Origin of the sequence: Deinococcus sp. KSM4-11, from assembly GCF_004801415.1 — a bacterium.
In the GTDB taxonomy this organism is placed as follows: domain Bacteria; phylum Deinococcota; class Deinococci; order Deinococcales; family Deinococcaceae; genus Deinococcus.
On sequence record NZ_SSNX01000001.1, the window covers coordinates 143,285 to 167,843 of the forward strand.

General features: G+C 68.8%; 24 protein-coding genes. 12 read left to right on the forward strand and 12 right to left on the reverse strand.

Annotated features, from left to right (window positions below):
* Positions 1-105 precede the first annotated feature (105 nt).
* The 3 genes from E7T09_RS00765 to E7T09_RS00775 all read right to left on the reverse strand — a co-directional run bounded on the left by E7T09_RS00765 (position 106) and on the right by E7T09_RS00775 (position 2,968).
* Positions 106-1,332, reverse strand: coding sequence for a diguanylate cyclase (locus E7T09_RS00765; RefSeq protein WP_240741546.1), 1,227 nt, complete (start codon positions 1,330-1,332; stop codon positions 106-108).
* Positions 1,333-1,439: 107 nt separating this feature from the next.
* Positions 1,440-2,291, reverse strand: coding sequence for an ion transporter (locus E7T09_RS00770; RefSeq protein WP_136387247.1), 852 nt, complete (start codon positions 2,289-2,291; stop codon positions 1,440-1,442).
* 215 nt (positions 2,292-2,506) lie between these two features.
* On the reverse strand, positions 2,507-2,968 hold the full coding sequence (locus tag E7T09_RS00775; protein ID WP_136387248.1) for a peroxiredoxin: 462 nt from the start codon (positions 2,966-2,968) through the stop codon (positions 2,507-2,509).
* A gap of 608 nt (positions 2,969-3,576) precedes the next feature.
* Between E7T09_RS00775 and E7T09_RS00780 the strand changes: the two genes are divergently transcribed.
* The 5 genes from E7T09_RS00780 to E7T09_RS00800 are packed head-to-tail and all read left to right on the forward strand — an operon-like array spanning position 3,577 to position 8,732.
* The gene (locus E7T09_RS00780) at positions 3,577-4,563 is read left to right on the forward strand and encodes a hypothetical protein (protein ID WP_136387249.1); all 987 of its coding nucleotides are present in this window, start codon (positions 3,577-3,579) and stop codon (positions 4,561-4,563) included.
* Complete coding sequence (locus tag E7T09_RS00785) at positions 4,560-5,777, forward strand: FTR1 family protein (protein WP_240741547.1); 1,218 nt, start codon at positions 4,560-4,562, stop codon at positions 5,775-5,777. Before E7T09_RS00780 ends, E7T09_RS00785 begins: the two co-directional genes overlap by 4 nt.
* Positions 5,764-7,839: a hydantoinase/oxoprolinase family protein gene (locus tag E7T09_RS00790; RefSeq protein ID WP_240741548.1), complete on the forward strand. Its 2,076-nt coding sequence runs from the start codon at positions 5,764-5,766 to the stop codon at positions 7,837-7,839. The genes E7T09_RS00785 and E7T09_RS00790 overlap by 14 nt, the downstream gene beginning before the upstream one ends.
* Positions 7,840-7,841: 2 nt before the next feature.
* Positions 7,842-8,345, forward strand: coding sequence for a hypothetical protein (locus E7T09_RS00795; protein WP_136387251.1), 504 nt, complete (start codon positions 7,842-7,844; stop codon positions 8,343-8,345).
* Between the two features lie 6 nt (positions 8,346-8,351).
* Entirely contained in the window at positions 8,352-8,732 is a 381-nt protein-coding gene (locus E7T09_RS00800; protein ID WP_136387252.1) for a MerR family transcriptional regulator, read from the forward strand.
* A gap of 360 nt (positions 8,733-9,092) precedes the next feature.
* Here the strand turns inward: E7T09_RS00800 and E7T09_RS00805 are convergent, their stop codons facing one another.
* The 6 genes from E7T09_RS00805 to E7T09_RS00830 form a co-directional block, all read right to left on the reverse strand.
* Positions 9,093-9,896 (reverse strand): HAD family hydrolase, encoded by an 804-nt coding sequence (locus tag E7T09_RS00805; protein ID WP_136387253.1) that lies wholly within the window; start codon positions 9,894-9,896, stop codon positions 9,093-9,095.
* Complete coding sequence (locus tag E7T09_RS00810) at positions 9,874-10,947, reverse strand: ABC transporter ATP-binding protein (RefSeq protein ID WP_136387254.1); 1,074 nt, start codon at positions 10,945-10,947, stop codon at positions 9,874-9,876. The genes E7T09_RS00805 and E7T09_RS00810 overlap by 23 nt, the downstream gene beginning before the upstream one ends.
* Before the next feature lie 8 nt (positions 10,948-10,955).
* Positions 10,956-11,726 carry an ABC transporter permease gene (locus E7T09_RS00815; protein ID WP_136387255.1) on the reverse strand — a complete coding sequence of 257 codons (771 nt, stop codon included), beginning with the start codon at positions 11,724-11,726 and terminating at the stop codon, positions 10,956-10,958.
* The gene (locus tag E7T09_RS00820) at positions 11,723-12,649 is read right to left on the reverse strand and encodes an ABC transporter permease subunit (protein WP_136387256.1); all 927 of its coding nucleotides are present in this window, start codon (positions 12,647-12,649) and stop codon (positions 11,723-11,725) included. Before E7T09_RS00820 ends, E7T09_RS00815 begins: the two co-directional genes overlap by 4 nt.
* A gap of 177 nt (positions 12,650-12,826) precedes the next feature.
* Positions 12,827-13,900, reverse strand: coding sequence for an ABC transporter substrate-binding protein (locus E7T09_RS00825; RefSeq protein ID WP_205746931.1), 1,074 nt, complete (start codon positions 13,898-13,900; stop codon positions 12,827-12,829).
* Between the two features lie 13 nt (positions 13,901-13,913).
* On the reverse strand, positions 13,914-14,747 hold the full coding sequence (locus E7T09_RS00830; RefSeq protein WP_136387257.1) for a sugar phosphate isomerase/epimerase: 834 nt from the start codon (positions 14,745-14,747) through the stop codon (positions 13,914-13,916).
* 1,034 nt (positions 14,748-15,781) lie between these two features.
* On the opposite strand from E7T09_RS00830, the gene E7T09_RS00835 reads away from it, so the two are divergent.
* The 6 genes from E7T09_RS00835 to E7T09_RS00860 all read left to right on the forward strand — a co-directional run bounded on the left by E7T09_RS00835 (position 15,782) and on the right by E7T09_RS00860 (position 20,876).
* Positions 15,782-16,621: an SDR family NAD(P)-dependent oxidoreductase gene (locus tag E7T09_RS00835; protein WP_136387258.1), complete on the forward strand. Its 840-nt coding sequence runs from the start codon at positions 15,782-15,784 to the stop codon at positions 16,619-16,621.
* Positions 16,618-17,868 carry an MFS transporter gene (locus E7T09_RS00840; RefSeq protein WP_205746932.1) on the forward strand — a complete coding sequence of 417 codons (1,251 nt, stop codon included), beginning with the start codon at positions 16,618-16,620 and terminating at the stop codon, positions 17,866-17,868. Before E7T09_RS00835 ends, E7T09_RS00840 begins: the two co-directional genes overlap by 4 nt.
* A 113-nt stretch (positions 17,869-17,981) precedes the next feature.
* Positions 17,982-18,323 carry a cyclophilin-like fold protein gene (locus E7T09_RS00845; RefSeq protein ID WP_136387259.1) on the forward strand — a complete coding sequence of 114 codons (342 nt, stop codon included), beginning with the start codon at positions 17,982-17,984 and terminating at the stop codon, positions 18,321-18,323.
* Between the two features lie 90 nt (positions 18,324-18,413).
* Positions 18,414-19,436 (forward strand): zinc-dependent alcohol dehydrogenase family protein, encoded by a 1,023-nt coding sequence (locus tag E7T09_RS00850; protein WP_136387260.1) that lies wholly within the window; start codon positions 18,414-18,416, stop codon positions 19,434-19,436.
* Positions 19,437-19,507: 71 nt separating this feature from the next.
* Positions 19,508-19,906, forward strand: coding sequence for a cupin domain-containing protein (locus E7T09_RS00855; protein WP_136387261.1), 399 nt, complete (start codon positions 19,508-19,510; stop codon positions 19,904-19,906).
* 13 nt (positions 19,907-19,919) lie between these two features.
* Positions 19,920-20,876, forward strand: coding sequence for an AraC family transcriptional regulator (locus tag E7T09_RS00860; RefSeq protein ID WP_136387262.1), 957 nt, complete (start codon positions 19,920-19,922; stop codon positions 20,874-20,876).
* 766 nt (positions 20,877-21,642) lie between these two features.
* Here the strand turns inward: E7T09_RS00860 and E7T09_RS00865 are convergent.
* The 3 genes from E7T09_RS00865 to E7T09_RS00875 all read right to left on the reverse strand — a co-directional run bounded on the left by E7T09_RS00865 (position 21,643) and on the right by E7T09_RS00875 (position 24,164).
* Positions 21,643-22,218, reverse strand: coding sequence for a hypothetical protein (locus E7T09_RS00865; protein ID WP_136387263.1), 576 nt, complete (start codon positions 22,216-22,218; stop codon positions 21,643-21,645).
* Between the two features lie 195 nt (positions 22,219-22,413).
* Positions 22,414-23,316 (reverse strand): DUF2141 domain-containing protein, encoded by a 903-nt coding sequence (locus E7T09_RS00870; protein ID WP_136387264.1) that lies wholly within the window; start codon positions 23,314-23,316, stop codon positions 22,414-22,416.
* Between the two features lie 71 nt (positions 23,317-23,387).
* Positions 23,388-24,164: a carboxypeptidase regulatory-like domain-containing protein gene (locus E7T09_RS00875; protein ID WP_136387265.1), complete on the reverse strand. Its 777-nt coding sequence runs from the start codon at positions 24,162-24,164 to the stop codon at positions 23,388-23,390.
* Positions 24,165-24,298: 134 nt separating this feature from the next.
* Between E7T09_RS00875 and E7T09_RS00880 the strand changes: the two genes are divergently transcribed.
* Positions 24,299-24,508 carry a hypothetical protein gene (locus E7T09_RS00880; protein ID WP_136387266.1) on the forward strand — a complete coding sequence of 70 codons (210 nt, stop codon included), beginning with the start codon at positions 24,299-24,301 and terminating at the stop codon, positions 24,506-24,508.
* Positions 24,509-24,559: the final 51 nt, after the last annotated feature.

The window sequence follows — 24,559 nt, forward strand, 5'->3', positions numbered from 1 at the left end:
TGTCAGAACCGCCCCGTCACCTCAGTCAGCGCCATAGATGCTTCGCGCAAGTTGTGCGGCCAGTCGGGAGTCGGACGGGATGGGGGCCAATCCAGCGTCGCCTCGTCAGGAGGGAATGCCCTCACGTCCCCGTGGCCTCTCATGAGTCAGGGTGCGCTCCTGCCAGCTTGGCGCCCGCGCGGGGTGGTTCGCCTTGGAGGCGTACATGGCCCTGTCTGCGCGGGCGACCGCGTCCTCCAGCGCTTCTCCCGCCCGCACCAGCGTGCGGCCCACGCTGACGGTGCAGCCCAGCGCCTCCCCGGCCAGCTGGGTGGTCAGGGTGCTGACCTGCGCCTCCACGGCCGCTTCAGACCCGGTCAATAGGAGCACGAACTCGTCTCCGCCCCAGCGGCCCGCCACGTCCTCCGGCTGCGCCACGGCACGCAAAGCCGCGCTCAGTTGCCGCAGACACTCGTCACCCGCCGCGTGCCCCCGCGTGTCATTGATGCGTTTGAACTCGTTGATGTCGCACACCAGCAGGGTCGCGACGCGGGTTGCTGGCCCCGCCTCCCATGCCGAGAACGCCGACCACAGTCCCCGACGGTTCAGCAGCGCTGTCAGGGGATCGTGCTGCGCCTGCCGCCACAGTTCTCCCTGGAGCGACTGCACCTCGTGGCGCCGACGGTCGGCGTGCAGGATCCAGAACGCGAAGGTGCCGCCCACGGAGAGCAGGGTCACGCCCAGGTACATCAGCACGTTCGGCCCGTTGAGGGCGAACGCCATCGCCTCGCCGTGCCCCGTCGCCAGCAGCACCGTGCGGGGCACCGTCAACATCGCCGCCAGAACCAGTACCCCCATATTCAGCAGGTAAGCGGTGCGCAGCGCCGGCTCCGCGTGCACCAGCTGGACGATCAGGCGCGTCAGAGCCACATGCACCGCCCCCAGGTAGCCACACACCAGTACGAACCGGGCGGTGAACTGATCCCCCAGCACCGTCAGGGCCGCGAGTGTGACCAGCGTCCCGGCGATCACCAGAGCCTGCCGCAGCACCTGTGGGCGGGTCGGTGGTCGTCGCCCGAACCGGTGGAACGCCAGCAGGAACACCGCCGATCCGGTCATGACCAGCCCGTTGCCCAGGAGGATCGATACCGTCTGGGTCTCGGGGGTGCGCAGCGCGCTGACCAGCATCCCCAGCACGATGGCGGCGTGCCCGACGGCCCAGCACCGCCATCCTGGGTACGACGGCCGAAGGTATGCCAGCGCCACCGTGAGCAGTGAGACCAGGGTCGTCACGCCCCACACGGTGCCGGCCATCACGACCATGCCAGGATCTGCAGTCCATTCGTACGCCACGCCACTCCTCCCGAATCACGATGCATTGCGGCTGTCCGGGCAGTAGAGCAGGGTACGGCTGTCCAAAGTCTTACGTGTCGCGCCTCCCAAGGATCGTCCCGGCCCCGTCAGGGCGTGGCCGCCGGTTCCTGTATCCCTGGTAACGCCTGACCGCAGCGGCGACAGTACCGGGCATCCGTCTCGTGGCGCTCCAGGCCGCAGCGTGGACACGGCCGGTCACTGCGGCGATTGGCCTGCGCCTGCGCCAGTCCCACCGTCACGATGCCAGTCGGCACCGCGATGATCCCGTACCCCATGATCATGGCCACCGAAGCGAGGGTCTTGCCGACCGGCGTTTTCGGGGCGATGTCCCCATACCCTACGGTGGTGAGGGTCACGACCGCCCAGTAGATGCTGGTCGGAATGCTGGTGAAGCCGTACTGTGGCCCCTCGATCACGTACATCAGCGTGCCGATCACGACGATCATGGTCAGGACGACGGCGAGGAACACCGTGATCTTCGCGAGGCTGGCCCGCAAGGCCAGGGTCAGCACGCTCGCCTCGGAGATGTAGCGCACCAGCTTGAAGATGCGGAAGATCCGCAACAGCCGCAGCACCCGGATGATCAGCAGGAATTGAGCGCCCGGCACCAGCAACGCCACATATGCGGGCAGGATCGAGAGCACATCAACCAGGCCGAAGAAACTGAACGCGTAGCGCCGGACGGTGCGGGCCGCGATCAGGCGCAGCACGTACTCCACGGTGAACAGCACCGTCAGGATCCACTCCAGGGTGCGCAACACCGACCCGAAGCGGGCACGGTAGATCCCGACACTGTCGAGCATGACCGCGAGGACGCTGAGCACGATGGCGAGGATCAGCAGGACGTCGAACACCCGACCGGCCCGGGTATCCGAGTTGTCGATGACGTTCGCGAGCGTGTCCCGCCACGCTGCCCGCTCTGGCCTACCGCTGCGCATTCCGGCAGTGTAGGGGCTGGCCGTCCCAGGGAACGCCCCGTCCTCACGGTACCCGGTCAATCAGCCAGTCCCACCGGCGCCTGCACCAGCGCTCTGGTATGGGTCGCTGGCGAGGGTCGATACCACCGGTGTGATCCCAAGACCAGAGGGGTGGTCGGTGTTCTGACGCGATGAGTGCAGTGAGCAGCGCTCCAGCGGGTCAAGACGGAGTGCCGTCAGGCCCTCAGATTCCGCACCTCGGCCAGGACGGTCTGCGCGTCCAGCGCTGGATCCACATCGATCCATTCGCGCACGATCACGTTCTCTGGATTCAGCAGAAAGGTGCAGCGCCGTGGCCGACGCACGTCCTCGTCAGGCCACGGCTCGCCCAGCACTCCGAACAACGTGCTGAGCTGCTGTTGACCATCGTCCAGCAGCGGGTACTCCAGGACGCAGAGATCGCGGAACGCGAGCTGATCCTGCCTCGGATCGCCGTTGATCCCCACGAGATCCACGCCCAGGGCCTGAAACTCGGAATAGACCTGCTGGTAGCGCCGGGCCTGCAACTGGCAGTGCGTCGTCGCCGTCTTTGGAAAGAAGAACAGCACCCGCCAGCGGCCCGACGTCGGCTGGTAGGCCGCGCCCGAATCCTGAATGGCCGTGAAGGTCGGCACCGTGTCCCCAGTCTGCAAGTTCATGCCGAGAGTGTAGAAGGCGGATCGCCGGGTCAGATGTGCGCAAGGAGCTCGGCAACCGTTGACCTGGACACGGGCCAGCTCGCCAGGTGGACTCTGAGAGTAGATGGACAGAACTGTCGTCTGGTGCCGTGAACCGCGGCGACGTTCGGCTGGGACGGGTAGAGGAGAGGAGGGTGACAGCTTTCATCGTGTGCCGCGCAGCAACCGGGGCGTATAGGAACGGTAACCTCTGAATCCACACTCAAAGCAGGTACACAAATCGCTCCACCACTGACAACGCAAGCCGAATCGAGCAGGAGTAAAAGGAAAAACGCCGCCTAGATCGGAGTTTCCTTGCTGGGCAGTATAGGACTTGAACCTATGACCTCTCGCGTGTGAAGCGCGAGATTTGCCGTCTAGGTCGCGTTATCTCGCGTTCTTGGGCGGGGCTGCACTGGCATCTCGCCCTATCTCACCCCCGTATTCACCTCTTGGTTGTCGGTCACTATCGGTCAAAGGGCCAGTCTCAACCCGACGCTGGCCACCTTCCGTCCAGGCGGAGCACCCCACGCTACACAATCCATACTATCCTGATTGCCTTGGTCGGATTTATTCCGTATGCTCCAGGCATGACCGTCCGCTCCGCCCTTGTCCTGACCCTCGCCCTTGCCAGCACCGCGAGCGCCGCGCCCCGCGATCCGGTGCAGTTCGCCGGTGTCCTCGAACAGATGCGCGGCCACTACGACGCCATGCTCCTGAACGTCAAAGCGGGCAACCAGACCCTGGCGCTCAAGCATGCCGGTCACCCCGCCAACGAGCTGTATGCCGCCGTGCAGGCCGATCTGAACGCCTCCCTGCGCGCCCGCTTCCTCGCGGACTACAAGGCGATCGACGCCGCCCTGAAGACCCGCGTGCCGGCGACCGTGCAGGCCGCCCTGAACACCTTTTCCAAAGATGTCGACGCTGCGCTGGCGACCGTGCCGGCGGCCACCCGACAGGATCCCAAATACATCGCGCGCGTGATCTCCACCATCCTCGGCAATACCAAAACCGAGTATGGCGAAGGCGTGCGCGCCGGCCAGATCATCAATCCCGCCGAGTATCAGGACGCCCAGTTCTACCTGGCGCGGGCCAGCGGCTGGCTGACCCGCGCCCAGCGCCTCTTCCCGGCCGACCAGGGCGGGCAGGCGGCGGCGGCCCTGGCCCAGGCGAAGACCCTGCATGCCGCGAAGGCTGAGCCCACCGCGTTCAGTGCCCAACTCGACCGCGCCCGCACGGAACTGGCCGAGATCAGCGGCGATCCCCTGACCCCCACCAGCGGACCCATGGCGGAGTTCGACGCGATCGATGCGCTGCTCGCCCAGGCGAAAAGCCACTACCAGGGCGGCATGACCGACGCGGCCAACGAGGCCGTCATCAGCGCCTACCTCGACCACTACGAGCAGCTCGAGGCGCCGCTGGCCGTGAAGGACAAACCGCTGGAACTGAAGCTCGAGGAGACCCTCAAGAACGCCCTGCGGCAGCTGATCACCCGCAAGGTCACGCCGGCGCAGTTCACGGCGGCCGTGGACGCGGCCCTGGCCGACCTGCGCCGCGCGCGGGGCCTGCTCCAGTGATCCGGCGTCTGGTGGCCCTGCTGCTGGTGCTGCTCACCGCCACCGGCGCCGGTGCCCAGGGCGCCGTGGACGTCCCTCAGCAGTTGCGAACGGCACATGACCTCGTCGCGCAGTCGCTGCGTGAATACGCTCAGGGGCACACGGAGCAGGCCTTCCGCACGGCCCGCAGCGCCTACCTCGACCACTTCGAGTACGCCGAGCCGCCGCTGCGGGTGCTGAACCCAGACCTGATCCTCGAGATGGAGTACCGCTTCTCGGACCTGCGCAACGGAATGCGTGACGGGCAACCGGTCGCCGAGCTGCAGCGCGTCGCCGGCGACATCAATGACAGCCTGCGAAAGGCCGAGGGCATCGTCAGCGGCACCGGCGTTCTGGCGCCGACCCTGGCGGCCACCGGGGGCTTCACCATCCTCTTCCGCGAGGGCCTGGAGGCCGCGCTGCTGCTGGCCGCGATCTTCTCGTACCTGGAGAGCAGCCGCAACGGTCGCCTGCGCCGCGCGGTGTGGTGGGGGGGGGCGGCCGCGCTCCTGGCCACGATGGTGACGTGGGCGCTGGCGACCTACGTGCTGTCGATCGCCCCGGTGTCGCGTGAACTGATCAGCGCCGTGACCAGCGTCATCGCGGTGGTGATTCTTTTCTCGCTGTCGTTCTTCCTGCTCCAGCAGACGGATCGCCGCCGCAGCGCGGAGTTCATGCGGGCGCGCCTGGGCCAGGCCGTGCAGAGCGGGAGTCTGCTGGCGCTGGGTCTGGTGACCTTCACGACCATCTACCGTGAGGGCTTCGAGACCGTGCTGTTCTATCAGGCGCTGGCCGTCGCGAGCGGCCCGGTGCTGAACTACATGTACCTCGGCATCGGTCTGGCCGCCCTGGCCCTCGCGGTGACCTTCATGCTGCTGTTTCGCTTCGGTCGGCGCCTGCCGACCGCGAAGCTCTTCCCGGCGCTCGTGGGCGTGACCGCCCTGTTCGCCGTCGCCTTCGTCGGCAACGGCGTGCGTGCCTTCCAGGAAGCCGGCTGGATCGGCGTGACCAACCTCTATGGGCGCCTGCCCACGCTGGATCCCAACGTCTCGGCCCTGACGGGCCTGCACCCGACGGTGGAGACGCTCGCCGCACAGGCCCTGATGGTGCTGGTCTACGCCGCCGGGTACGGCTATGTCCGCTGGTCGAGCCAGCGCCACAGCCCACAGGTGGCGGGTCGCCTTGAGCGGCACTGAGTCCCCCCCGGCCGTCCGGATTGGCATCGACGTCGGCGGCACCTTCACCAAGGGGGTTGCCCTGGGCATGACGGGGGAGATTCTGGCCGTCTCGCACGTGCCGACCACCCACGATCACGACCACGGCGTGTCGGCCGGGGTGCTGGACGCCCTGAACCGGCTGCTCGACGCGCTGCCCGAGGCCACGCCGGTCATCCTGGTCGCCCACTCCACGACGCAGGCGACCAACGCCCTGCTCGAGGGCGACACCGCCCGGATCGGCGTCCTGGCCCTGGGCGAACGGCGCGACGAGAGCCGCATCCGGAAAGTGACCCAGGCGCCCGCGGCCCTGAAGGCGCAGTGGGCCTTCGTGGCATCCGACCAGGAGGATCTTCAGGCGCGCGTCGACGCCGTGCTGCGCGGCTGGCAGGCGGCCGGCATCGAGGCCGTGGCGGTCAGCGAGGCCTTCGGTGTGGACGACCCGGCCGGAGAACGGCTGGCCGGTGCCCAGGCCCGGAGTCTCGGACTTCCCGTCACCCTCGGGAGCGAGCTGAGCGGCAGCTACGGCCTGGAGATGCGCACGCTCAGCGCTGCCATCAACGCCAGCATCCTGCCCACCATGCTGCGCACTGCCCGGCACGTCCGCGCGGTGGTCGAGCAGCGTCTGCCCGGCGTGCCGCTGCTGATCGTGCGTGGCGACGGCGGCGCCGCGAGCCTGGAGGCCTTCGAGGAAACCCCGCTGCACACGGTCGTGAGCGGCCCGGCGGCCTCGCTCGCGGGCGGCATCCTGCGCGAAGGCCTGATGGACGGGGTGTTCTTCGAGGTGGGCGGCACGAGCACCAACATCGGCGCCATCAAGGACGGCCAGCCGGTTCTGAAGTACATGACCGTCCTCGGCGCCCCGACCGGTCTGCGGGCCGTCGACATCCGCATCGCCGGCGTGGCCGGGGGCAGCCTGGTCCGCCTGGGAAAGCGCCGCATCGAGGACGTCGGCCCGCGCAGCGCGCACATCGCCGGGCTGCCGTATGCCAGTTTCACGCCGCCGGCCCAGCTCGCCGGCGCGCAGCTGGTCGAGCTTCCCCTGGAGCCAGACGACGGCCGCCGCTACGCCCTGCTGAGCACCCCCACGGGCCAGCGCTTCGCCATCACCCCCACCTGCGCTGCCAACGCGCTGGGGGCCATCGGTGAGGACGGCCGGGCCTTCGGGGAACCCGAGAGTGCCCGGCTGGCGCTGGGCCTGCTCGGGAAGCGGCTGGGCGCCAGCATGGAGGACGCGGCCAGCGCCGTGCTCGAGGCCAGCGCCGAGAAACTCGTCACCCTGGTGCGGGATCTCGCGCGGGAACACGGCCTGCAGGGACTGCCGCTGTATGGCGGCGGCGGCGCGGCCAGCGTGCTCGGCCCCGTCATGGCCCGGCGGCTGGGCGTCCCCTTCCAGGCGGTGCCGCAGGCGGACGTCATCTCCTCAATCGGTGCCGCGCTGGCGGTGATCCGGGTCGAGCGCGAGCGCACGGTCACCCGCCAGGATCCGACCGTCCTCGACCTGCTCGAGCGGGAGGTCGGCGACGAGGCGGTGCGGCTGGGGGCCGATCCAGCCAGCCTGCGCGTGGAGACGGCGTACCTGCCGCAGGAGGGGCGGCTGCGGGCCGTGGCGGTGGGCGCACACGCGCTGAGCGCGCAGACCCGCGTGCTCGACCACGACCAGCTCAACGCCCAGGCCCGGCTGGTGCTGGGCGACACCGCCCGGCTGGTCTTCGGGGGGCAGTACCACAGCCTGTTCACGGCCGCGCGGGAAACCCGCATCCTGTGGCGCCGGAAGGCACAGCACCCGGCGCTGGTGCTCGACCAGTACGGTGGGCGTCTGCTGCGCTTCGACGATGCGGAGGTGCTGGTCGGTTCGCCGGCGGACGTCTTGGCCCGCTTCGGCGCGGGCGTGGCCGGCACCACCGCGCCCCAGGTGGCCGTTCTGACGCCCACGCGACTGCGCGACTATGCTCATCTGCATGACCGCGCCGCGCTCACACGACAACTGCACGACAGCCTGCGCCTGGAACCCCAGGTGGCCCTGATCGTGCGCCAGGAGTAACCGTGCTTTACCGCAAGCAGCGCACGTCCCTCCCTGTGTGGCTCACCGGCCTGCTCGTCGTGGTGGCCTTCGCCCTCGGCTTTCTGGGTGGGCGAAGCAGCGCGCCGCCCGCCACCCTGTCGATCCTGCTGGCGCCCGATGAGCAGCACCTGCGGCAGGCCTCTGGGGCGCTGGACATCGTGGAACTGGAGTACGCCCGGGGGCTGGCGGGCAGCGCCGAGAGCGTGGCGGCCAGCCGGCGGGCGGCGCAACAGGCGCAGAGCGAACTCGGACAGGTGAAGGTGCTGCCGCAGGTCAGACCCGCCGAGGTGCGCGCCGCCCAGGACGCCCTGACCAGCGTCGGCCGCGCCGTGCAGAGCTCGCAGCCCCAGGGCACGCTCGCCCCCCTGATCCAGCGGGCCCGTGACCGGCTGGCCGCGCTGGCGGTGACCCGCTCCTCGAACCGGGCGCCGACAGTGGTGCTGGCCACCTGGCCTGACTCCATCCCGCGACCGCTGAGAGCGTGAGCGCGGATGGATCCAGGAACGGACGACCCGGACGGTCTGTGGACGATCGGGCGCCTGGCCGCAGAAACGGGTGAGGAGATCCGAGTGGTGCGGTTCTGGACGGATGCCGGTCTGGTGCGGCACACCCGGCGGGCCCACGGTCACCGGGGCTACGGCCCCGATGCTGTGGCTGAAGTGCGCTTCCTGCGGGTGGCCAAACAGGCGGGCTTCTCGCTGGACGCCATCAAGCACATCCTGTGGTGGCCCGGGGACGATTGGGCCGCCGGGGTACAGCTCGCGGCGATCCGCCAGCAGCTCGCCCGGCTCCAGGTGCTCGAACACCTGATCCTCGAGCGCCTGACCCTGCGACCAGGACAGGGCGAAAGGCACACACTGGAGCGGCCCTGAGCGCAACGAGAACCGCGGGCTGCTTCACGTGGCGGGAGGGCAGGGGTCCCAGCAGCCGACCGCGCCGATCTGGAGAGCTGGCGCGACATCCTTCGCCGGACATAAGCACATCTCCCACGCCTTGCCGCCCTGATTCTTGCGGGCGGCAAGGCGTGGGAGGTCATCGTCGGCTCCGGCGGCAGCCCTTGCGAGGCCCGGCCCGGTGACAGCACCCCAGTCGACCGCGATTACGCGTTGGCGACCGTGCAGGGCATGAACGACAGCCCCGTGCATATCCGCACCTCCGGCTTCGACGAGATTTCCGGCGAGACGACGGTGATGGCCAGCTGGGACCTGTCAGCCAGAGCGGGAACCGCTCCTTCACGTCATCGGCGCGAGGCCCTCCATCCACGCGCCGAGGGCCGCAGGTGACGCGACCTGCGTCCCGGCATGTCCCACCAGCAGTGGCAGCGTGCCGACCTGCACGGCGTGCCCGGCCCTGGCGAACATGGGCAGGTCGTTGTCGCTGTCCCCGAAGGCCCAGGTGTGCCGGAGGGGTACGTCCAGCGCTGCGGCGATGCGCGCCAGCGCCGCTCCCTTATCCACGCCGGTCGGTGAGACGTTCATGTTGTCCGCGTACGGTGGCTGCGCGCCCACGATGACCAGGTGCGGGCAGGCCGCCTGTACGTTCGCCTTCCATGTGCCTATGTCATCGTGAAAGCACCACAGGCCCATTACACCATCGGCTGGCAGCGGCTCGAAGGGCACAAAGGGCCGGTGGGCCAGGGCCCAGCGCTCGCGCCATACTGCTTCATCCGGCAGGGGAGACAGTTCGGCGTGTACGCGCTCCCGCGTCAGGGCCAGCAGGTGTCCGCCGGGAGGCCGCAGGGCACGCACGGCCGCGATCTCCGCTTCCGTGAGACTAACCTGATAGACGACCTCCTGGCCCCGCAGAATCAGCGAGCCCGTATGCAGGGCCACGGCGTCGGGTATCAGCGCGTCCATGACGTTCGGCGGCACATCGTCCCGACCGGTGATCACCGCGACCTTGACCCCGCGTGCCCTCAGCCGGGCGACGGCCGCCCGTGTCCGCGCCGGGACGAGCAGGCCGCCGTCCTCGACCACCGTGCCGTCCAGATCGAAGGCCAGCAGGCGCGGCGCTTCAGCGGGTGTCGCGGACGACATGCACCGCCTGCGGCGGAATGGACAGCGCCGCCGCCGCGCCCAGGTGCAGGCGCTCCGCCTGCGCGCCCTGGAGGTCGATATCCAGCTCGTGCTCCCCGGCCCCCACGCTGACGCGGGTCACGGCCCCCATGAAGCGCATCTGGCGCACCAGCACGTCCAGGTCGCCGGGAAGACGGCCGGCGGTGTCCGTCAGGCGCAGTTCCTCGGGCCGCAGGTAGATCCGCACGGGGTCGCCGGCCACGAAGCCGGTCAGAGGGCGGCCCACGGTCATGGGTGCGTTCAGGCCCGGCACGTGCACCGCGCCGCTCGCGGGGTCGCTGACCTGTCCGCTCAGGCCGCTCGACGACCCGATGAACTCCGCGACGAAGGGCGTAGCCGGCTGGCGGTAGATCTCGGCCGGCGTGCCCACCTGCGCGATCAGCCCCTTGTCCATGACCACCACGCGATCCGAGATGGCCAGCGCCTCCTCCTGATCGTGCGTGACGAAGATGGTCGTGATTCCGGTCTCCTGCTGCACACGCCGGATCTCGTCGCGCAGGCTCAGGCGCACCTGGGCGTCGAGCGCCGAGAGGGGCTCGTCGAGCAGCAGCACCTGCGGCCGGATGGCCAGGGCGCGCGCCAGGGCGATGCGCTGTTGCTGCCCTCCCGAGAGCTGCGCCGGGTAGCGGCCCTGCAGGCCGGGCAGGCCGATCAGCTCGAACAGCTCGTTCACCCGCTGTTTTTTCTCGTCGGCACCCAGGCGGCGCACGTCGAGCCCGAAGTCGACGTTCTCGCTCGCCGTGAGGTTCGGAAACAGGCTGTAGGCCTGGAAGACCATGCCCATGTCGCGCTGCCGGGCGGGCGTGCGCGTCAGGTCACGGCCGCCCAGCACGATCTTTCCCGTGTCCGGCGCGAGGAAGCCCGCCACGATCCGCAGCAGCGTGGTCTTGCCGCACCCGGACGGACCGAGCAGCGTCACGAGTTCGCCGCGTTCCAGGCTCAGGTCGAGGGGATGCAGGGCCACGCTGGCGCCGTAGGTCTTGGTGATGTTCGAGAGGTGCAGTTCGCTCATGGGGTTCCTCAGGTCTTCCGGGCGGCGCGGGATTCCACGTTCAGCAGGATGTACATGGCCAGCCACGTGAACAGCAAAGCCATGATCGCCAGCGCCGAGGACTCGTTCGCGCGGGTGGACGCGATGTAGCTCATGTACACGGGCAGGGTCTGGTACAGCAGGACGTTGGCGAAGGTGAACTCGCCCAGCGCCAGGGTCAGGATCAGCAGGATCGCCCCCAGCACGGCGCCGCGGACGTTCGGGAGGATGATGCGGCGGATCAGGGTGCCCCAGCCGGCGCCGCAGCTCTGGGCGGCCTCGCTGAGTGTCTGGAGATTCAGGGCGCGCATGCCGTTGTCGAGCGTGCGGTAGGTGTACGGAATCGCCAGCACGGTGTAGCCGACCACCAGAAAGTGCGGCGTGCCCACGAACCACTCCGGCCCCCGGTACAGCCCGCTGATGCCGCTCACCAGCACGATCGGCGGCACGATGAAGGCAATCACCGACAGCACGTTGAAGAAGCTGCGCAGGTGCTGGGCGCGCAGGTTCACCCAGAACACCGCCGGGAACACGACAAGCAGCGTCAAGGCGATGGTCTCGACGGCCAGCATCAGTGAGAGCTTGAACGACGCGATGAAGTTCTCCTCCTGCACCACGCCGCCGTATGCGCTGAGGTCGTAGCGGTTGCCCCCCTGCCACATGCTCGCCACGACCAGCGACACCAGCGGCGCGAAGAAGTACAGCGCGAACAGCAGGATGACGAGGCCCCCGCCGATCCCGAGGCCGGGCCGCCGGGTCATACCCGCCACCGGCTGCTCTGCTTGTCGAACCACACGTACAGTCCGGTCGTGATGAGCATGATCACGATGATCAGCAGCGCCAGCGCCTGACCCAGCTGCGGGTCGCTGAGCACGTTGCCGCTCATGACCGCCGAGATCTGCAGTGGCAGCAGCGGAATGTTCCCCGACGTCAGCGCATAGGGCGTGGCGTAGGTGGCAAACGCGTTCCCGAACAGCATGGTCGCGCAGGCGAGCAGCGAGGGCATCAGGATCGGGAGGCCTACCCGCCGCCAGTACAGCCACGGGCCCGCGCCCAGGTTCTCGGCGGCCTCCTGCCATTCCTGACGCAGGCCGTTGATGGCAGGTGTGAACAGGATCACCATCAGCGGAATCTGGAAGTACAGGTACACCAGCACCAGCCCGCTCAGGCTGAACAGGCTGAACCCCAGCGCCTGGAGGTTGATGCCCACGGCCAGCAGCAGCTTGGTGATCACGCCGGTGCCGCTGAGGGTCATCAGGAAGGCCAGTGCCAGCGGAATTCCCGCGAAGTTCGACGCCACGCCGGAAAAAGACATCAGGGGCCGGCGGATCCACGGAGGACTGTGCGGCCCCAGTGCCACCCACGCGAGCAGCGCGCCCAGCACGGCACCCAGCACCGCCGACCAGAACGAGACGAGGACGGTGTTCTTCAGGGCTGTCACGTACTGGGCCTGGCCCAGCATGGCGAGGTACTTCGTCGTGAAGTGGCCGCCCTCGCCGCGCACCGCGCCGACCAGCACACTGAACGCGGGCAGCACCATGAAGGCGAGCAGCACCAGAAACAGCGGTCCCACGAACAGCCAGGTGAGGCCGTCCAGGTGCGGCAGGGACAGGCGGCGCAGGGTGGCAACCGGCCCGACCGCCTGCGCGAAGGCCCGCTGCTCGGCGGGGTCGAGTTCAGTCATGGGCGTCTTCCGGGAACGAATGAACGGACTGGGTCATCGGCGGTCTCCTTGACGCAGGGGAAGGGCAGGCCAGCTTGCTCCTCCAGCATGCGCCGGTTATGAAGCGGGCGGGCTACCTCCCCACGGGAGGGAGGTAGCCCGGCGTTCAGTGGCGCGGCAGGTCAGCGACCTGGCGGCTTACTGCATCTGCTTGGGCCAGCTGGCCGACAGGGTTTCCTTGGCCTTGGTGGTCTGGGCCGGCGTGGCGAACTTCACCTTGCTGTACACGGCCGCGTCGGGCAATTCATTGAGCATGGCCTGCGGGATCACGCCGCGCTTGACCATGTCGGTAAAGCGGATCGGGTGCGCGTAGCCCTTGAGGAACAGCAGCTGGCCCTCGTCGGAGGCGATGAATTCCATCCACAGTTTGGCGGCGTTGGGGTTGGGCGAGTAGGCGCTGATGGCGGTGGCGTAGTGGCTGCCATACACGCCGTCGGTGGGCACCACGGTCTTGTAGTTGATCTTGCCGGCCATGGCCTTGGTCTGCGCGAGGTTCAGGTAGTCCCAGTCGATCACGATGGGCGTCTGGCCGGACTGCACCGTGGCGGGCGACGCGGCGACCGGACTGAAGTTCCCGGCGGCCTTGAGTTTCGCGAAGAAGTCGATGCCCGGCTGGATGTTGTCGAGCGACCCACCACTGGCGAGCGCGGCGGCCCACACGCCGCTGAACGCGGCGGCGGCGGTGGTCGGGTTGCCGTTCAGGGCCACCATGCCCTTGTACTCGGGCTTGAGCAGGTCCGCGAAGCTCTTGGGCACGTTCTTCACGACGTCGGTGTTCACGCCGAAGGAGATCACGCCGAAGTAGTTGCCCATCCAGTTGCCGTCCTTGTCCTTGGCGCTGTCGGGGATGCTGGCCCAGGTGGACGGCTTGTAGGGGGTCAGCAGCTTTTCCTGCACACCCTGGATGGCGAACGACGGGCCGACGTCGATCACGTCCGGGCCGCGCTTCTGGCCTTTCAGGGACTTCATGGCCGTCAGTTCCTCGGCGCTGCTCGCCTGCGGGGAGGCGTTGGTGATCTTCAGGCCGTACTTCTTCTGGAAGGTGCTCATGATCTCGCCGTAGTTCGCCCAGTCTTCGGGCAGCGCGATGGTGTTCAGGCCCGCGTCCTTCTTGGCGTTGGTCACGATCATGGCAGGAATGGCGTTCTGGGCGATGGCCGCAACGGCGACACCGGTGACCAGCAGGGCGGACAGGACGGGCAGTTTCTTCATTTCGGACTCCTTGTCAGAGGGCAGGTTCAGGGACGGGGTTCGGTGCGGGCAGCGACTGGATCCAGCGGACGGCTGCGTCCACGTGATCCGGCACGACTTCCAGCACCAGATAGGGATCGGTGGTCGTGGACTGCAGGGCGCGCAGCACGCCGGGCCAGTGCAGCGTGCCCTCGCCGGGAGCGAGATGTTCGTCGGCGCTGCCGTCGTTGTCCTGCACGTGGACATGGCCCAGCAGCGGCGCGGTCTGGGTCAACCAGCCCTGCGCGCTCAGGCCGCCGTGCTGGGCGCCCACATGCGCGTGTCCGGTGTCCACGCTCAGGCGCACGTGCAGCGAGTCGAACGATGCCACCAGCGCCAGCAGCGGTGCCGGGTCGCGGTCGAGGATGTTCTCGATGACGACGGTCACGCCCTGCGTCGCGGCGCGCTCCACCACCGGCTCCAGCGTGAGCTGTGCCAGCCCGATCTCCTGGCTCAGCGTGCGGCGGTGTTGCACCATCGGGTGGCCCCAGAAATAGAACGGCGAGTGCACGACGATCCACTCGCCGCCCACCACTTCGGCAAAATCGAGTGCCTGGGCGTACCGGCCCTGCACGACGCGGCGGATCTGCGGGTCGAGGGCGTCCAGGTGCATGTTCCAGAACGGAGCGTGCACGCCGATGCGGCCCGGATGGTGCTGGAGCAGCGCGGCCTGTTGCCGGGCGAGGGCCGGCCAGTCGCCCTCCATGAGTTCGGTGCTCTCGCACAGATCCTGCAACTCGATGTCACGGGCGCCTTGCATCAGCCACTCGGCGTGCCGTTCCAGGGCGGGCTGCATGACCGCGAGCCCCAGGCGCTGCAGGTCGTTCATGGAACCGCCTGGCCGGTGAGGTGGGAGCAGCAGCGTGACATATCTCACGGAACCGTAGGCGCCGAATGTCAGGGCATGTTCAGGTGTGGGTGGCCAGTGGCTGGTGGCGTCCTGCGGAGTGCAGGGGGTGAGCAGAACCAGTCCGGCCCGAGTGCGGAACAGGGCGTGAGGGAGCTGACTGTGACGAACAGTGCCGTCGCTGCATGCCCCTGCACCGAAGGGCGTCCGGAGGCGATTACACCCCGCTCCGCCCGGTCAGAACCGGATCTCGACGGGAGGGTGCACCGCAGGTTCGCATCTGGATCGATGGGGAACCACCGGCCGCTACTCTCGCGTGCCCGAGTTCCGGCATACGCCCTGCGCTCCGGAAGATCGCGACAGAGATCATCGACCCCAGCGCCGCTTCCCGCGGTTGAGGACGGCTGGAGGCCTGTCAGCCCCACCTCAAAGCGGTGACCGGACGCGTGGGTGGGCCTCAAGGAGCGGGTAGGGCGTGGTCGGCGGCCTCCAGCGCGCTGGCCATCCACTCGCACGAGTCGCGGTATTAACGCTCATAGCCGATGCCGCGGCGCAGGACAGCCTGCACCCCAAGATTGTGCGGCGACATCGAACTGGTGATCGGCAACCTCGTCAATCCCCATGCCCATGAGCTGATGGTGATCGGGCCGGTCTTGACGCAGCGTCTCGAGGGGGGCAGATCAGCTCGATCGTCGTCCCTGAACACCTGCTCCTCCGCTTGACGCCGCAGCAATGGTCAAGAGCATCAGGGATGTAATCGAGAGCTTTGGGCAAGTCGGCGTCCGTCCGGGCCACTACACTTGCTGCACGTGTCCGACTCCTGGACACCGCAGCGCAGCGCATCACGACAGCGCTCAAGCGTGATTCACCCCTTCAGCATGCTTCGTCAGGGCCAGCGCCCCGGCGGGCCTCGCTCCCACCCTCGAGAGAACTGCAACGGGTTCACCGCGCAGCGACGTAAGAATCCATCACCGCCCTAACCAGCAGTCACCGCCCTAACCAGCAGGAGGACACACATGAGCAAGGTCTATTTCATCACGGGCAGCAGCCGCGGCATGGGCGTCGATATCGCCCGCGTGGCACTGGCCGCCGGGCACCAGGTGGTCGCCACCGGTCGCCAGCCGGCCGCCGTCGCCGCCGCCGTCGGGGCGCACGAGCACCTGCTGGCCCTGCAGTTGGACATCACGGTGCCCTCGGAAGCCGAGGCGGCGGTGCAGGCCGCACTCGACCGCTTTGGCCGGATCGATGTGCTCATCAACAACGCGGCCAGCTTCCAGGCGGGCTTCTTCGAGGAGGTCAGCCCCGAGCAGTTCCGCGCGCAGCTCGAGGTGAACTTCTTCGGCGCGCTCAACGTCACCCGCGCGGTGCTTCCGGTGTTGCGCCGGCAGCGCCGCGGTCAGGTCGTCACGATGTCCTCGACCGCCGGGGTGGTCGCCGGGGAATTCACCTCGGCCTACGCGGCATCCAAGTTCGCGCTAGAAGGCTGGATGGAGGCGCTTCGCCCCGAGGTCGCCCCCTACGGGATCACCATCACAGTCGTCGAACCGGGCTTTTTCCGCACGCAGCTGCTGGAGAAGGAATCGACCATCCTGCCTGCGCTGTCGCTCGACGATTACGCCGAGCGCACCCGGCAGATCCTCCCCGCGTGGGCCGAGATGAACGGCCGGCAGGCGGGCGACCCGGCGAAGCTGGCCCGCGCCCTGGTCACACTGCTCGACTCCCCGAAGCCGCCCGAGCGCTGGGTCGCCGGGAAGGACGCCGTGCAGGGCGTGACGCAGAAAGCCGAAGCGCTCCGCGCGCAGGCGAACGCCTTTCCAGAGCTCTCCACCACGCTCGACCACGAGCAGGCATCGTGAGCGCAGGCACACCCAGTCTGCCCGCGACCGCAGGAACGCCGGCGCCGACGGTCGCCAGATGGAGCGCCGTCCTCGCTCTGACGCTGTGCGTCGCCACCCTGATCGCCTCCGAGTTCATGCCTGTCAGTCTGCTGACGCCGATCGCCGCCGACCTGCACCTGAGCGAGGGGCAGGTCGGGCAGGCCATCTCCGTGTCCGGCCTCTTCGCGGTGCTCACCAGTCTCGTCATCGCCTCGGCCACGCGCGGGATCGATCGCCGCGCCGTGCTGCTGGCACTGACCGTCCTGATGGGCGTTGCCGGCGTACTGGTGGCTCTCGCGCCGAACGCCGCCGTCTTCATGGCCGGGCGGGCGCTGATCGGCATCGTGATCGGCGGCTTCTGGTCGATGTCGGCCGCCACGGTCATGCGCCTCGTACCGGCGCCGGACGTGCCGCGGGCCCTGGGCATGCTCAATGGTGGGGGAGCCCTGGCCACCACCATCGCCGCGCCCCTGGGCAGCTTCCTGGGCCAGTACATCGGGTGGCGCGGCGCGTTCAGCGCGGTGGTGCCCCTCGCGGCGTTCACCGTGGTCTGGCTGTTTGTGAGCCTGCCCGCCCTGCCCTCCGCGCGGGGTGCCGGGGGCGCTTCGGTGTTCCGCGTCCTGCGCCGGCCGCACGTGCCGGTCGGTATCCTGGCGGTCACCCTGTTCTTCCTGGGACAGTTCACGCTGTACACCTACCTGCGCCCGTTCCTGGAGTCTGTGACCCAGGTCGGGGTGTCGGCGCTCTCGCTGATCCTATTGATGACGGGCGGCGCGGGTCTGGTGGGCAACGTCGTGGTCGGCGTCCTGCTCCGGACGCGGTTCTATAGCCTCCTGATCGCCATGCCGCTCGCCATGGCCGTCATCGCCGTGGCCCTGACGGTGTTCGGCAGCGCGCCCGTGCCGGTTGGCGCGCTGCTGGCTGGGTGGGGCCTGATCAGTACGGCTGCGCCCGTCGCGTGGTGGACCTGGCTCAGCCGGGTGCTGCCCGACGACGCCGAGGCCGGCGGCGGCCTGATGGTGGCCGTGATCCAGCTGGCGATCGCCCTGGGTGGGGCCGCCGGCGGGTGGCTGTACGACGGCAGCGGATACCGCAGCACCTTCGCCCTCAGCGCGGCGCTGCTGTGCGTGTCGGCAGCACTCGCCTGGGTGGGCTGGAGGGCGAGGCGTCCCGGCGGCGTCGCAGTCGTCACGACGGGCCATGCCCCGGAACGGCACGGCACGTGAGGCCCGCAGGAGGAACACTACACAGGGGGAAGTCCATCCTGCTGGCCGCCCTCGTCGCCGCGGCGGCTGGTGGTTCCGCCGGGGCCAGCCGATCCACCACCGGGAGGCCACACGTGAAGATCACCATCGGCACCGCGACGTTCACAGCCACGCTCGAGACCACGCCCGCGGCCCAGGCTTTCGCCGACCGGCTCCCGCTCACCGTGTCGATGACCGAGCTGAACGGCAACGAGAAATTCTTCGACTTCCAGACGGCCCTGCCCGCCCGCGCGACGAACCCCGGCACCATCCGTGCGGGCGACCTGATGCTGTACGGCCCCCGCACGCTGGTGCTCTTCTACCGCTCGTTTCCCACGACGTATGCCTACACCCGACTCGGGCGCGTTGATGATCCGGCGGGGCTGGCGGCTGCCGTGGGGGACGGCCAGGTCACCGTCACGTTCACCGCGCCGTAAGGCCGCGACACAGGGCCGCCGCCGATGTCCCTACCTCCGCCGGGCGCCATGTCGGCACCTCGCCCGACCCCATCACCAGGGAGACCACCCATGAAAGGAACCATGCTGTACGGCCCCCACGACATCCGGTACGAGGAGCGTCCAGATCCGGCCATCCTCGAACCGACCGACGCGATCATCCGGATGGTCGCCACCTGCGTGTGCGGCTCTGACCTGTGGCCCTACCGCGGCGACGACGTCCACGCCCAGCCCGTGCCGATGGGCCACGAGTACTGCGGCATCGTGGAGGAGGTCGGCCGCGATGTCCGCACGGTGAAGCCCGGCCAGTTCGTGGTCGGCTCGTTCTTCGCGTCCGACAACACCTGTCCCATCTGTAAAGACGGGTACCAGAGCCGCTGCGTCGATGCCCGTCCCATCGGTGCTGAGGGCGCGCAGGCCCCCTACCTGCGGGTGCCGCTCGCGGACGGCACCCTGATCGCCACCCCGGACGTGCCGTCGGACGACCTGATTGCCAGCCTGCTCGCGACCTCCGACGTGCTGGGCACCGGCTGGTTCGCCGCCGCCGCGGCCAAGGTGCGGCCGGGCAAGACGGTGGTGGTCGTCGGGGACGGCGCAGTCGGCCTGCTGGGCGTGCTGTCCGCAAAGGAGATGGGCGCCGAGCGCATCATCATGATGGGCCGCCACGGGGATCGGCAACGCCTCGCCCTGACGTTTGGCGCGACGGACATCGTGACCGAACGCGGCGACGAGGGCGTGGCCCGCATCAAGGAGATGACGGGCGGCCTGGGTGCCCACTCGGTGATCGAGGCGGTCGGGACGCAGGAGTCGATGATGCAGGCCGTGCGCTCTACCCGCCCCGGTGGACACGTCGGGTACGTCGGGGTATCGCACGGCGTGGCCCTGCCCGGCCTGGAACTGTTCTTCTCCGGTGTGCATCTGCATGGTGGCCCCGCGCCCGTGCGTCGCTACCTGCCGCACCTGATCGACCTGGTGCTGGGTGGCACGATCGATCCAGGCCGGGTGTTCGACCTGACGCTGCCGCTCGACCGGGTGGCCGAGGGCTACCGCGCGATGGACGAGCGCCGCGCCATCAAGACGCTGCTGCGCCCGTAACGACCCCTGGCGGGCGTCGCGATGTGAACGCCCGCTCACCAGAGACCTAAGTCTTTCAAGGAGGATCAGTCATGGAGATCACACGAGCAGGCACGCGGCCGTCGACCCCGGGACCCGCCGAGTGGTTCACGGGCACGGTGCGTCTGGATCCGCAGTTCACGGCTCCCGCTCCCGCCCGCGCCGCCGGGAGCAACGTCACGTTCGAGCCGGGCGCCCGCACCGCGTGGCACACCCACCCCCTGGGCCAGACCCTGATCGTGCTGAGCGGCGCGGGGCGCGCTCAGCGCGAGGGCAGTGCCATCGAGGAAATCCGGCCGGGAGACGTGGTGTGGTTCGCGCCGGGCGAGAAGCACTGGCACGGCGCGGCGCCGACCACAGCCATGACGCACCTCGCCATCCAGGAAGCGCAGGACGGCACCGCCGTGGTGTGGCTGGAACACGTCACCGACCAGCAGTACCACGGCACGTGAGGAAGGCCGCCGCATGACGACCCCTGCCGCACGGCTCCCGGGAGCGGGCCAGGTGACACCGTCCGACGACCTGTCCCGGCTGGCCGGGCTGATCCGGCTCCACGCCCCATACGACGGGGACTTTCCCCTGCGTGTACCCGGCGTGTCGGTGGCGCGCAGGGCGCGGGTGCACGAGCACCTCCAGCACAATGTGCAGCGCCCGGCCCTGTGTCTGGTGGCGCAAGGCAACAAGAGCGTGCAGGTCGGCCCGGACACCTACGAATACGATCCGCAACGCCTGATGGTGTACGCCGTCAACCTGCCCATCGCCTTCCGTGTGACGCGCGCCAGTGTGGCCGAGCCGTTTCTCACCTTCAAGCTCGACCTGGATCCGCCGCGCATCGCGGCGCTGAGCCTCAAGCTCTTCCCGCACGGTCTGCCGCCCGTGCACCATCAGCGTGGCGTGCATCTGACGCCCTCGAACGCCGCTGTCATGAACGCGGCGGCCCGACTGTTGGACGTGATGCGGGAAGACCGAGAGGCAGCGTTCATCGGCCCGCTGATCGTGGATGAACTGCTCACCCGGCTCCTGCTGAGTCCCATCGGCGCGCAGGTCGCCCAGCTCGGACAGGTGGAGTCCAGAGTGGGCCGCATCGCCCGCGCCATCGACTGGATTCACGCCCACTACGACGAGCCGCTGGAAGTCGAGGTTTTGGCGGACTTCGTGCACATGGGCGTGTCCACCTTCCACGCGCACTTCAAAGCGGTGACGTCCATGAGCCCCCTTCAATTCCAGAAACAGGTGCGGCTCCAGGAAGCGCGGCAGCTGATGCTGTCGTCCCCGGTGGACGCCACGACGGCCAGCCGGCAGGTGGGCTACCAGAGCGCGTCGCAGTTCTCCCGCGAGTACAGCCGGCTGTTCGGCAGCGCGCCCTCGCGGGACATTGCCCGCCTACGCGAACCGGGCGGCCCACAGCTCGGCACGCTGTGACGGCCCGACCTCACAGGGGAGGACGCCATGACCGAGACGAGAATTGCGCTGGTGACCGGCGGCAACCGGGAGCTGGAGGTCTGCCGTCAGCTCATGTCGGTCAAGGGTCCGGTCACGACATAGACAACACAATGAAAAAACCTCGACTCAGTCGAGGTTCCTGTTGGTGGGCGGTATAGGACTTGAACCTACGACCTCTCGCGTGTGAAGCGCGAGATTTACCGTCCAGCTCGCGCTAAGTCGCATTATCTCGCGTTAGTGAGCAGAGCCGCAACGGCATCTCGCCCTATCTCAGCCCCATATTCACTCGCTTGTTGTCGGTCACTGTCGGTCAAGGGCAACGGGGCAGGCGAAGCGCGCTTCGCCTGCTACCGCCTGTGCGATCGCGAAGGCGTCGTTCAGCAGGTTGCTGGTCGGGAACGCCCAGCCAAACTCGACTGGGCATGGTGGAGGGCGTGAGCCGCGGCGCGGTCGTAGGTCAGAGGAGAACCGCCTTCTGGAGCTCACTGGGTTCGCTGCGGGTGTGTTGCCCGACTACTCACAGGCCACGCCGTCGTGGTCGGTGCATTGCCCGCTTCCCCGGTGAGCGAGCCATACGCCCACCACCAGCGCCAGCCGTCGCCGACCACGAAGGCGTGATCTGGGAAACGGCGCTGCGGCACTTCCTATCACGCGCGGCGCGCAATGATCTGCGCGTCATCTCACCGCGCGAACGGGACCCCAGTGACTCTGGGGTCCCGTTCGCGCGGCGTTGTGTTTCTGGCGCTCAGGTGCCCAGCAGGGCCGGGCGCTGTACCGTTCGGGGCCGAGCCAGGCTCAGGCCCAGCAGGAACCAGCCGATGGCCGTGTGCCACGCGAACTCCGCCTGCGGTAGGTCTTCGAGCCGCGCGAGGATCATGTACGCGAGTCCGACGGGCAGCGATATCCCGCACACCAGCGGCGCGAGGCGGTGCGGCAGCGGGAGGACGCGGGCGATCAACACGGCGACACTTACCACGAAGGTCAGCAGCATACCCAGAGGCCATGTGAGATCCGTCACCATGTACAGCGGGCTGTCTCTATCCACGTTCAGGATGTCGAGCGGCCCCTGGAGGGCGGCGAGCGCGATCGTGACGAGCGGCAGCGTGACGATGAGGCGGCCGAGCCTTCCGGTGCCGGTCGCGCGCAACTCGCGCAGGCCCAGCATGGCGCAGAACCAGCCGACCGCGAACACGACGTACGTAAGGTTGCCGACCACGTCGTCCTGCCCATTGAGGACGCGTGCGAAGTTGTGCCGGAACGCGTTGATGAGCATGGCGGGCGCGCCGAGCATGGTGATGATCCCGAGGGTACGGACGTTCATGGGGCCTCCTATGAGGATTCGGGCGGGCCCGGGGAGAGGGTGGGGGTGGCGACCGGCCGTCGCCGCCGTCTTCCATGCCAGGGAGGGGAGCACGGCCCTGTGGGCATCAGGTTGTCCCACCACCCGGCCGGTGATCCGCTCCGCCAGGGCGAGCCACCATCCCAGGCCACCTTCTGGCAGAGCGGTGCACGCTGGTCAGTCCACGGTCACGAGTGCCATGCGGACGTCCTGCGCCGGGGGTCGCACGCCGGGCCGGGGGCCGGGAGCGTCGGTGGTGCTGTAGATGTCCACCAGATCCCCTGAATCGAGCACGCCGTTGTTGTTGGTGTCTTGGATCGCACTCAGCAGGTACGGGCGGTCTTCCAGCGCCGGGAAGGTGAAGGCGCCGCTGCCGGTCACCGGCCGGGTCTTCGTGGCGGGACTGGTGCACTCGGGATCCTCGGCGTAGCACGCGACGATCAGGGTGCCGGCGACGCTGTGGCCGGCCGGGGCGGTGACGGTGCCGCTGATCCCGATCCTGGGGAAGGTCGTGCCCGGCCGGTCCGTGCGGTGGAAGGCCGTCGGACTCCCTGAGCCGTCCTCGGTCTGCGTGTACAGGGCCTCCTTGCCGTCGTCGTCGATGCTCAGTGCCCAGCGGCGCACCGAGGGCGTGACCGGGGCGTGCTTGACGGGCCCGCCGCACACGGTGGACTGCACGTCCCCCTCCGTCGGCGTGAACGTCATGCGGGTCCCGCTGAAGGTGGCGTTCCCCCGCTCGGTGCTCAGGATCCTGCTCTGGCAGGAACCGCCCCCCACGGCCAACAGCCCGGTGTACGCGTAGGTGCCGTCCGCGTGCAGCTTCAGGATGAAGCTGCTGCCGGTCGCGCCCTGCCACGCCCCGCTCGAGGGATCGTAGTACCCGATGGGGGAGGCCTCGCCGGCCTGCCACTCGCCCTGGAGTGCCGCGGGCATGGTCGACGTGCCGCCCGGCGTCGGGAGGGGTGTGGGCGGCGGGGTACCGCCAGCGGCTGAACTTCCACCGCACGCGCCCAGGGTGACTGCGAGGAGCGCAGCGGCGAGTGTGACGGCGGCTTGGTGGTGGATACCAAATCGTTTCATGGGAACTCCTGTCGGCCTGGTCATCCAGGCGGGGCGGGGATCAACTGCGACGCGCCAGAGTTGAGGCGCGCTCATGGCGCGAGGCTCACGGTGAGATCGGCGAACAGGCCGTAATCCGGGGTCTCGTGGAAGGTGATCGTGGTCTTGGAGGAATACACGTCCTCGTCGCGGCCCATCAGTACCATCGGGCGGGAGGGGCCGCTCGGCGGGACATAGCGTGCTGTCACGACGTACTTCCCGATCGGGATGTCGCGCACCATACGGTCGTCGAGGAAACGCCTGATCACCGACCCAGCGCTGCCGTCGATCAGCGGGCCGTCGGGCGTCAGGGTGAATTCCACCCGGTTCAGGTCAAAGTCCCCGTCGCCGCCGGCATAGGGGTAGAGCTTGCCGCCGTACGTGCCGCCACCCGCGATCTCGCCGGAGATTTTCAGGGTGAAGTTGCGGATGGCACCGGCGTCAGTGGCGAAGGCCGCCTCGGTGTCGGGCACCAGGGTCAGGTCATACCACTGCCCCGCGTATTTCGTCCGCACTCGCCCTCCGGCCCGCCAAGTGCCGATCTGATCTCTGGGAAGCGCAACGGTGTAGCGGCCTTGCGCGTCGGTGGTGCCCAGCGCGTTCATGTTGTAGTACAGCGTGTTGTCCGCCCAGACTTCAGCTCCGGCAATGGGCTGGCCGGCAGCGTTCTTCACGGTACCCGTCATGGTGTAGGGCGTACCCTGATCGGGTTGACCTCCTCCGGTCTGGCCGGGCGGGGGGGTGTTGGTGCCCGCCTGACTGCCACCGCAGGCGGCGAGCAGGGCGGTCAGGACGAGGGCGGCGATGGCAGTGCGGGTACGCGTGTTCATGGGGGTCTCCTTCGCCACCTGTGGGCTGGCTTGGAGCGAACCGTAGCCGGGGGTGAATGGCTGACGGATGGCACGCCCTGCAGTGGCGAGGCCGCGTCACGCAGGAGTCACGCCCTCCGGCGCACCGTGGCGTCATGGACGTCCTGATCGACCTGGGCCTGCGAGCCCTGCTGCTGGTTCTCCTTCATCCCCTGCCACGCGGGCTGCTGCTCGTTCTGGTGGCCCTGTACGGCGTGGGCTGCGGCTGGTCCGTCTGGGCGGTCGCGGGGTGCGCCCTGCTGAGCCTGGCCGGCTTGGTGTGGTCGCTGGCGGGGTGGGTGGATGCACGAGCCCGGCGCCGCTGAGGCGGTGGGCAGTGCGGGCTTTCCGCCGGCGCTCCTGCGGGGTGCCATGCC

Bases quoted from the DNA above. Each gene is read 5' to 3' on its own strand.
- E7T09_RS00820 (WP_136387256.1), bottom strand. From the start codon at position 12,649: ATGACTGAACTCGACCCCGCCGAGCAGCGGGCCTTCGCGCAGGCGGTC.
- E7T09_RS00800 (WP_136387252.1), top strand. From the start codon at position 8,352: ATGGATCCAGGAACGGACGACCCGGACGGTCTGTGGACGATCGGGCGC.
- E7T09_RS00810 (WP_136387254.1), bottom strand. From the start codon at position 10,947: ATGAGCGAACTGCACCTCTCGAACATCACCAAGACCTACGGCGCCAGC.
- E7T09_RS00850 (WP_136387260.1), top strand. From the start codon at position 18,414: ATGAAAGGAACCATGCTGTACGGCCCCCACGACATCCGGTACGAGGAG.
- E7T09_RS00860 (WP_136387262.1), top strand. From the start codon at position 19,920: ATGACGACCCCTGCCGCACGGCTCCCGGGAGCGGGCCAGGTGACACCG.
- E7T09_RS00770 (WP_136387247.1), bottom strand. From the start codon at position 2,291: ATGCGCAGCGGTAGGCCAGAGCGGGCAGCGTGGCGGGACACGCTCGCG.
- E7T09_RS00835 (WP_136387258.1), top strand. From the start codon at position 15,782: ATGAGCAAGGTCTATTTCATCACGGGCAGCAGCCGCGGCATGGGCGTC.
- E7T09_RS00855 (WP_136387261.1), top strand. From the start codon at position 19,508: ATGGAGATCACACGAGCAGGCACGCGGCCGTCGACCCCGGGACCCGCC.
- E7T09_RS00775 (WP_136387248.1), bottom strand. From the start codon at position 2,968: ATGAACTTGCAGACTGGGGACACGGTGCCGACCTTCACGGCCATTCAG.
- E7T09_RS00880 (WP_136387266.1), top strand. From the start codon at position 24,299: ATGGACGTCCTGATCGACCTGGGCCTGCGAGCCCTGCTGCTGGTTCTC.
- E7T09_RS00865 (WP_136387263.1), bottom strand. From the start codon at position 22,218: ATGAACGTCCGTACCCTCGGGATCATCACCATGCTCGGCGCGCCCGCC.
- E7T09_RS00815 (WP_136387255.1), bottom strand. From the start codon at position 11,726: ATGACCCGGCGGCCCGGCCTCGGGATCGGCGGGGGCCTCGTCATCCTG.
- E7T09_RS00805 (WP_136387253.1), bottom strand. From the start codon at position 9,896: ATGTCGTCCGCGACACCCGCTGAAGCGCCGCGCCTGCTGGCCTTCGAT.
- E7T09_RS00870 (WP_136387264.1), bottom strand. From the start codon at position 23,316: ATGAAACGATTTGGTATCCACCACCAAGCCGCCGTCACACTCGCCGCT.
- E7T09_RS00780 (WP_136387249.1), top strand. From the start codon at position 3,577: ATGACCGTCCGCTCCGCCCTTGTCCTGACCCTCGCCCTTGCCAGCACC.
- E7T09_RS00875 (WP_136387265.1), bottom strand. From the start codon at position 24,164: ATGAACACGCGTACCCGCACTGCCATCGCCGCCCTCGTCCTGACCGCC.
- E7T09_RS00825 (WP_205746931.1), bottom strand. From the start codon at position 13,900: ATGAAGAAACTGCCCGTCCTGTCCGCCCTGCTGGTCACCGGTGTCGCC.
- E7T09_RS00830 (WP_136387257.1), bottom strand. From the start codon at position 14,747: ATGAACGACCTGCAGCGCCTGGGGCTCGCGGTCATGCAGCCCGCCCTG.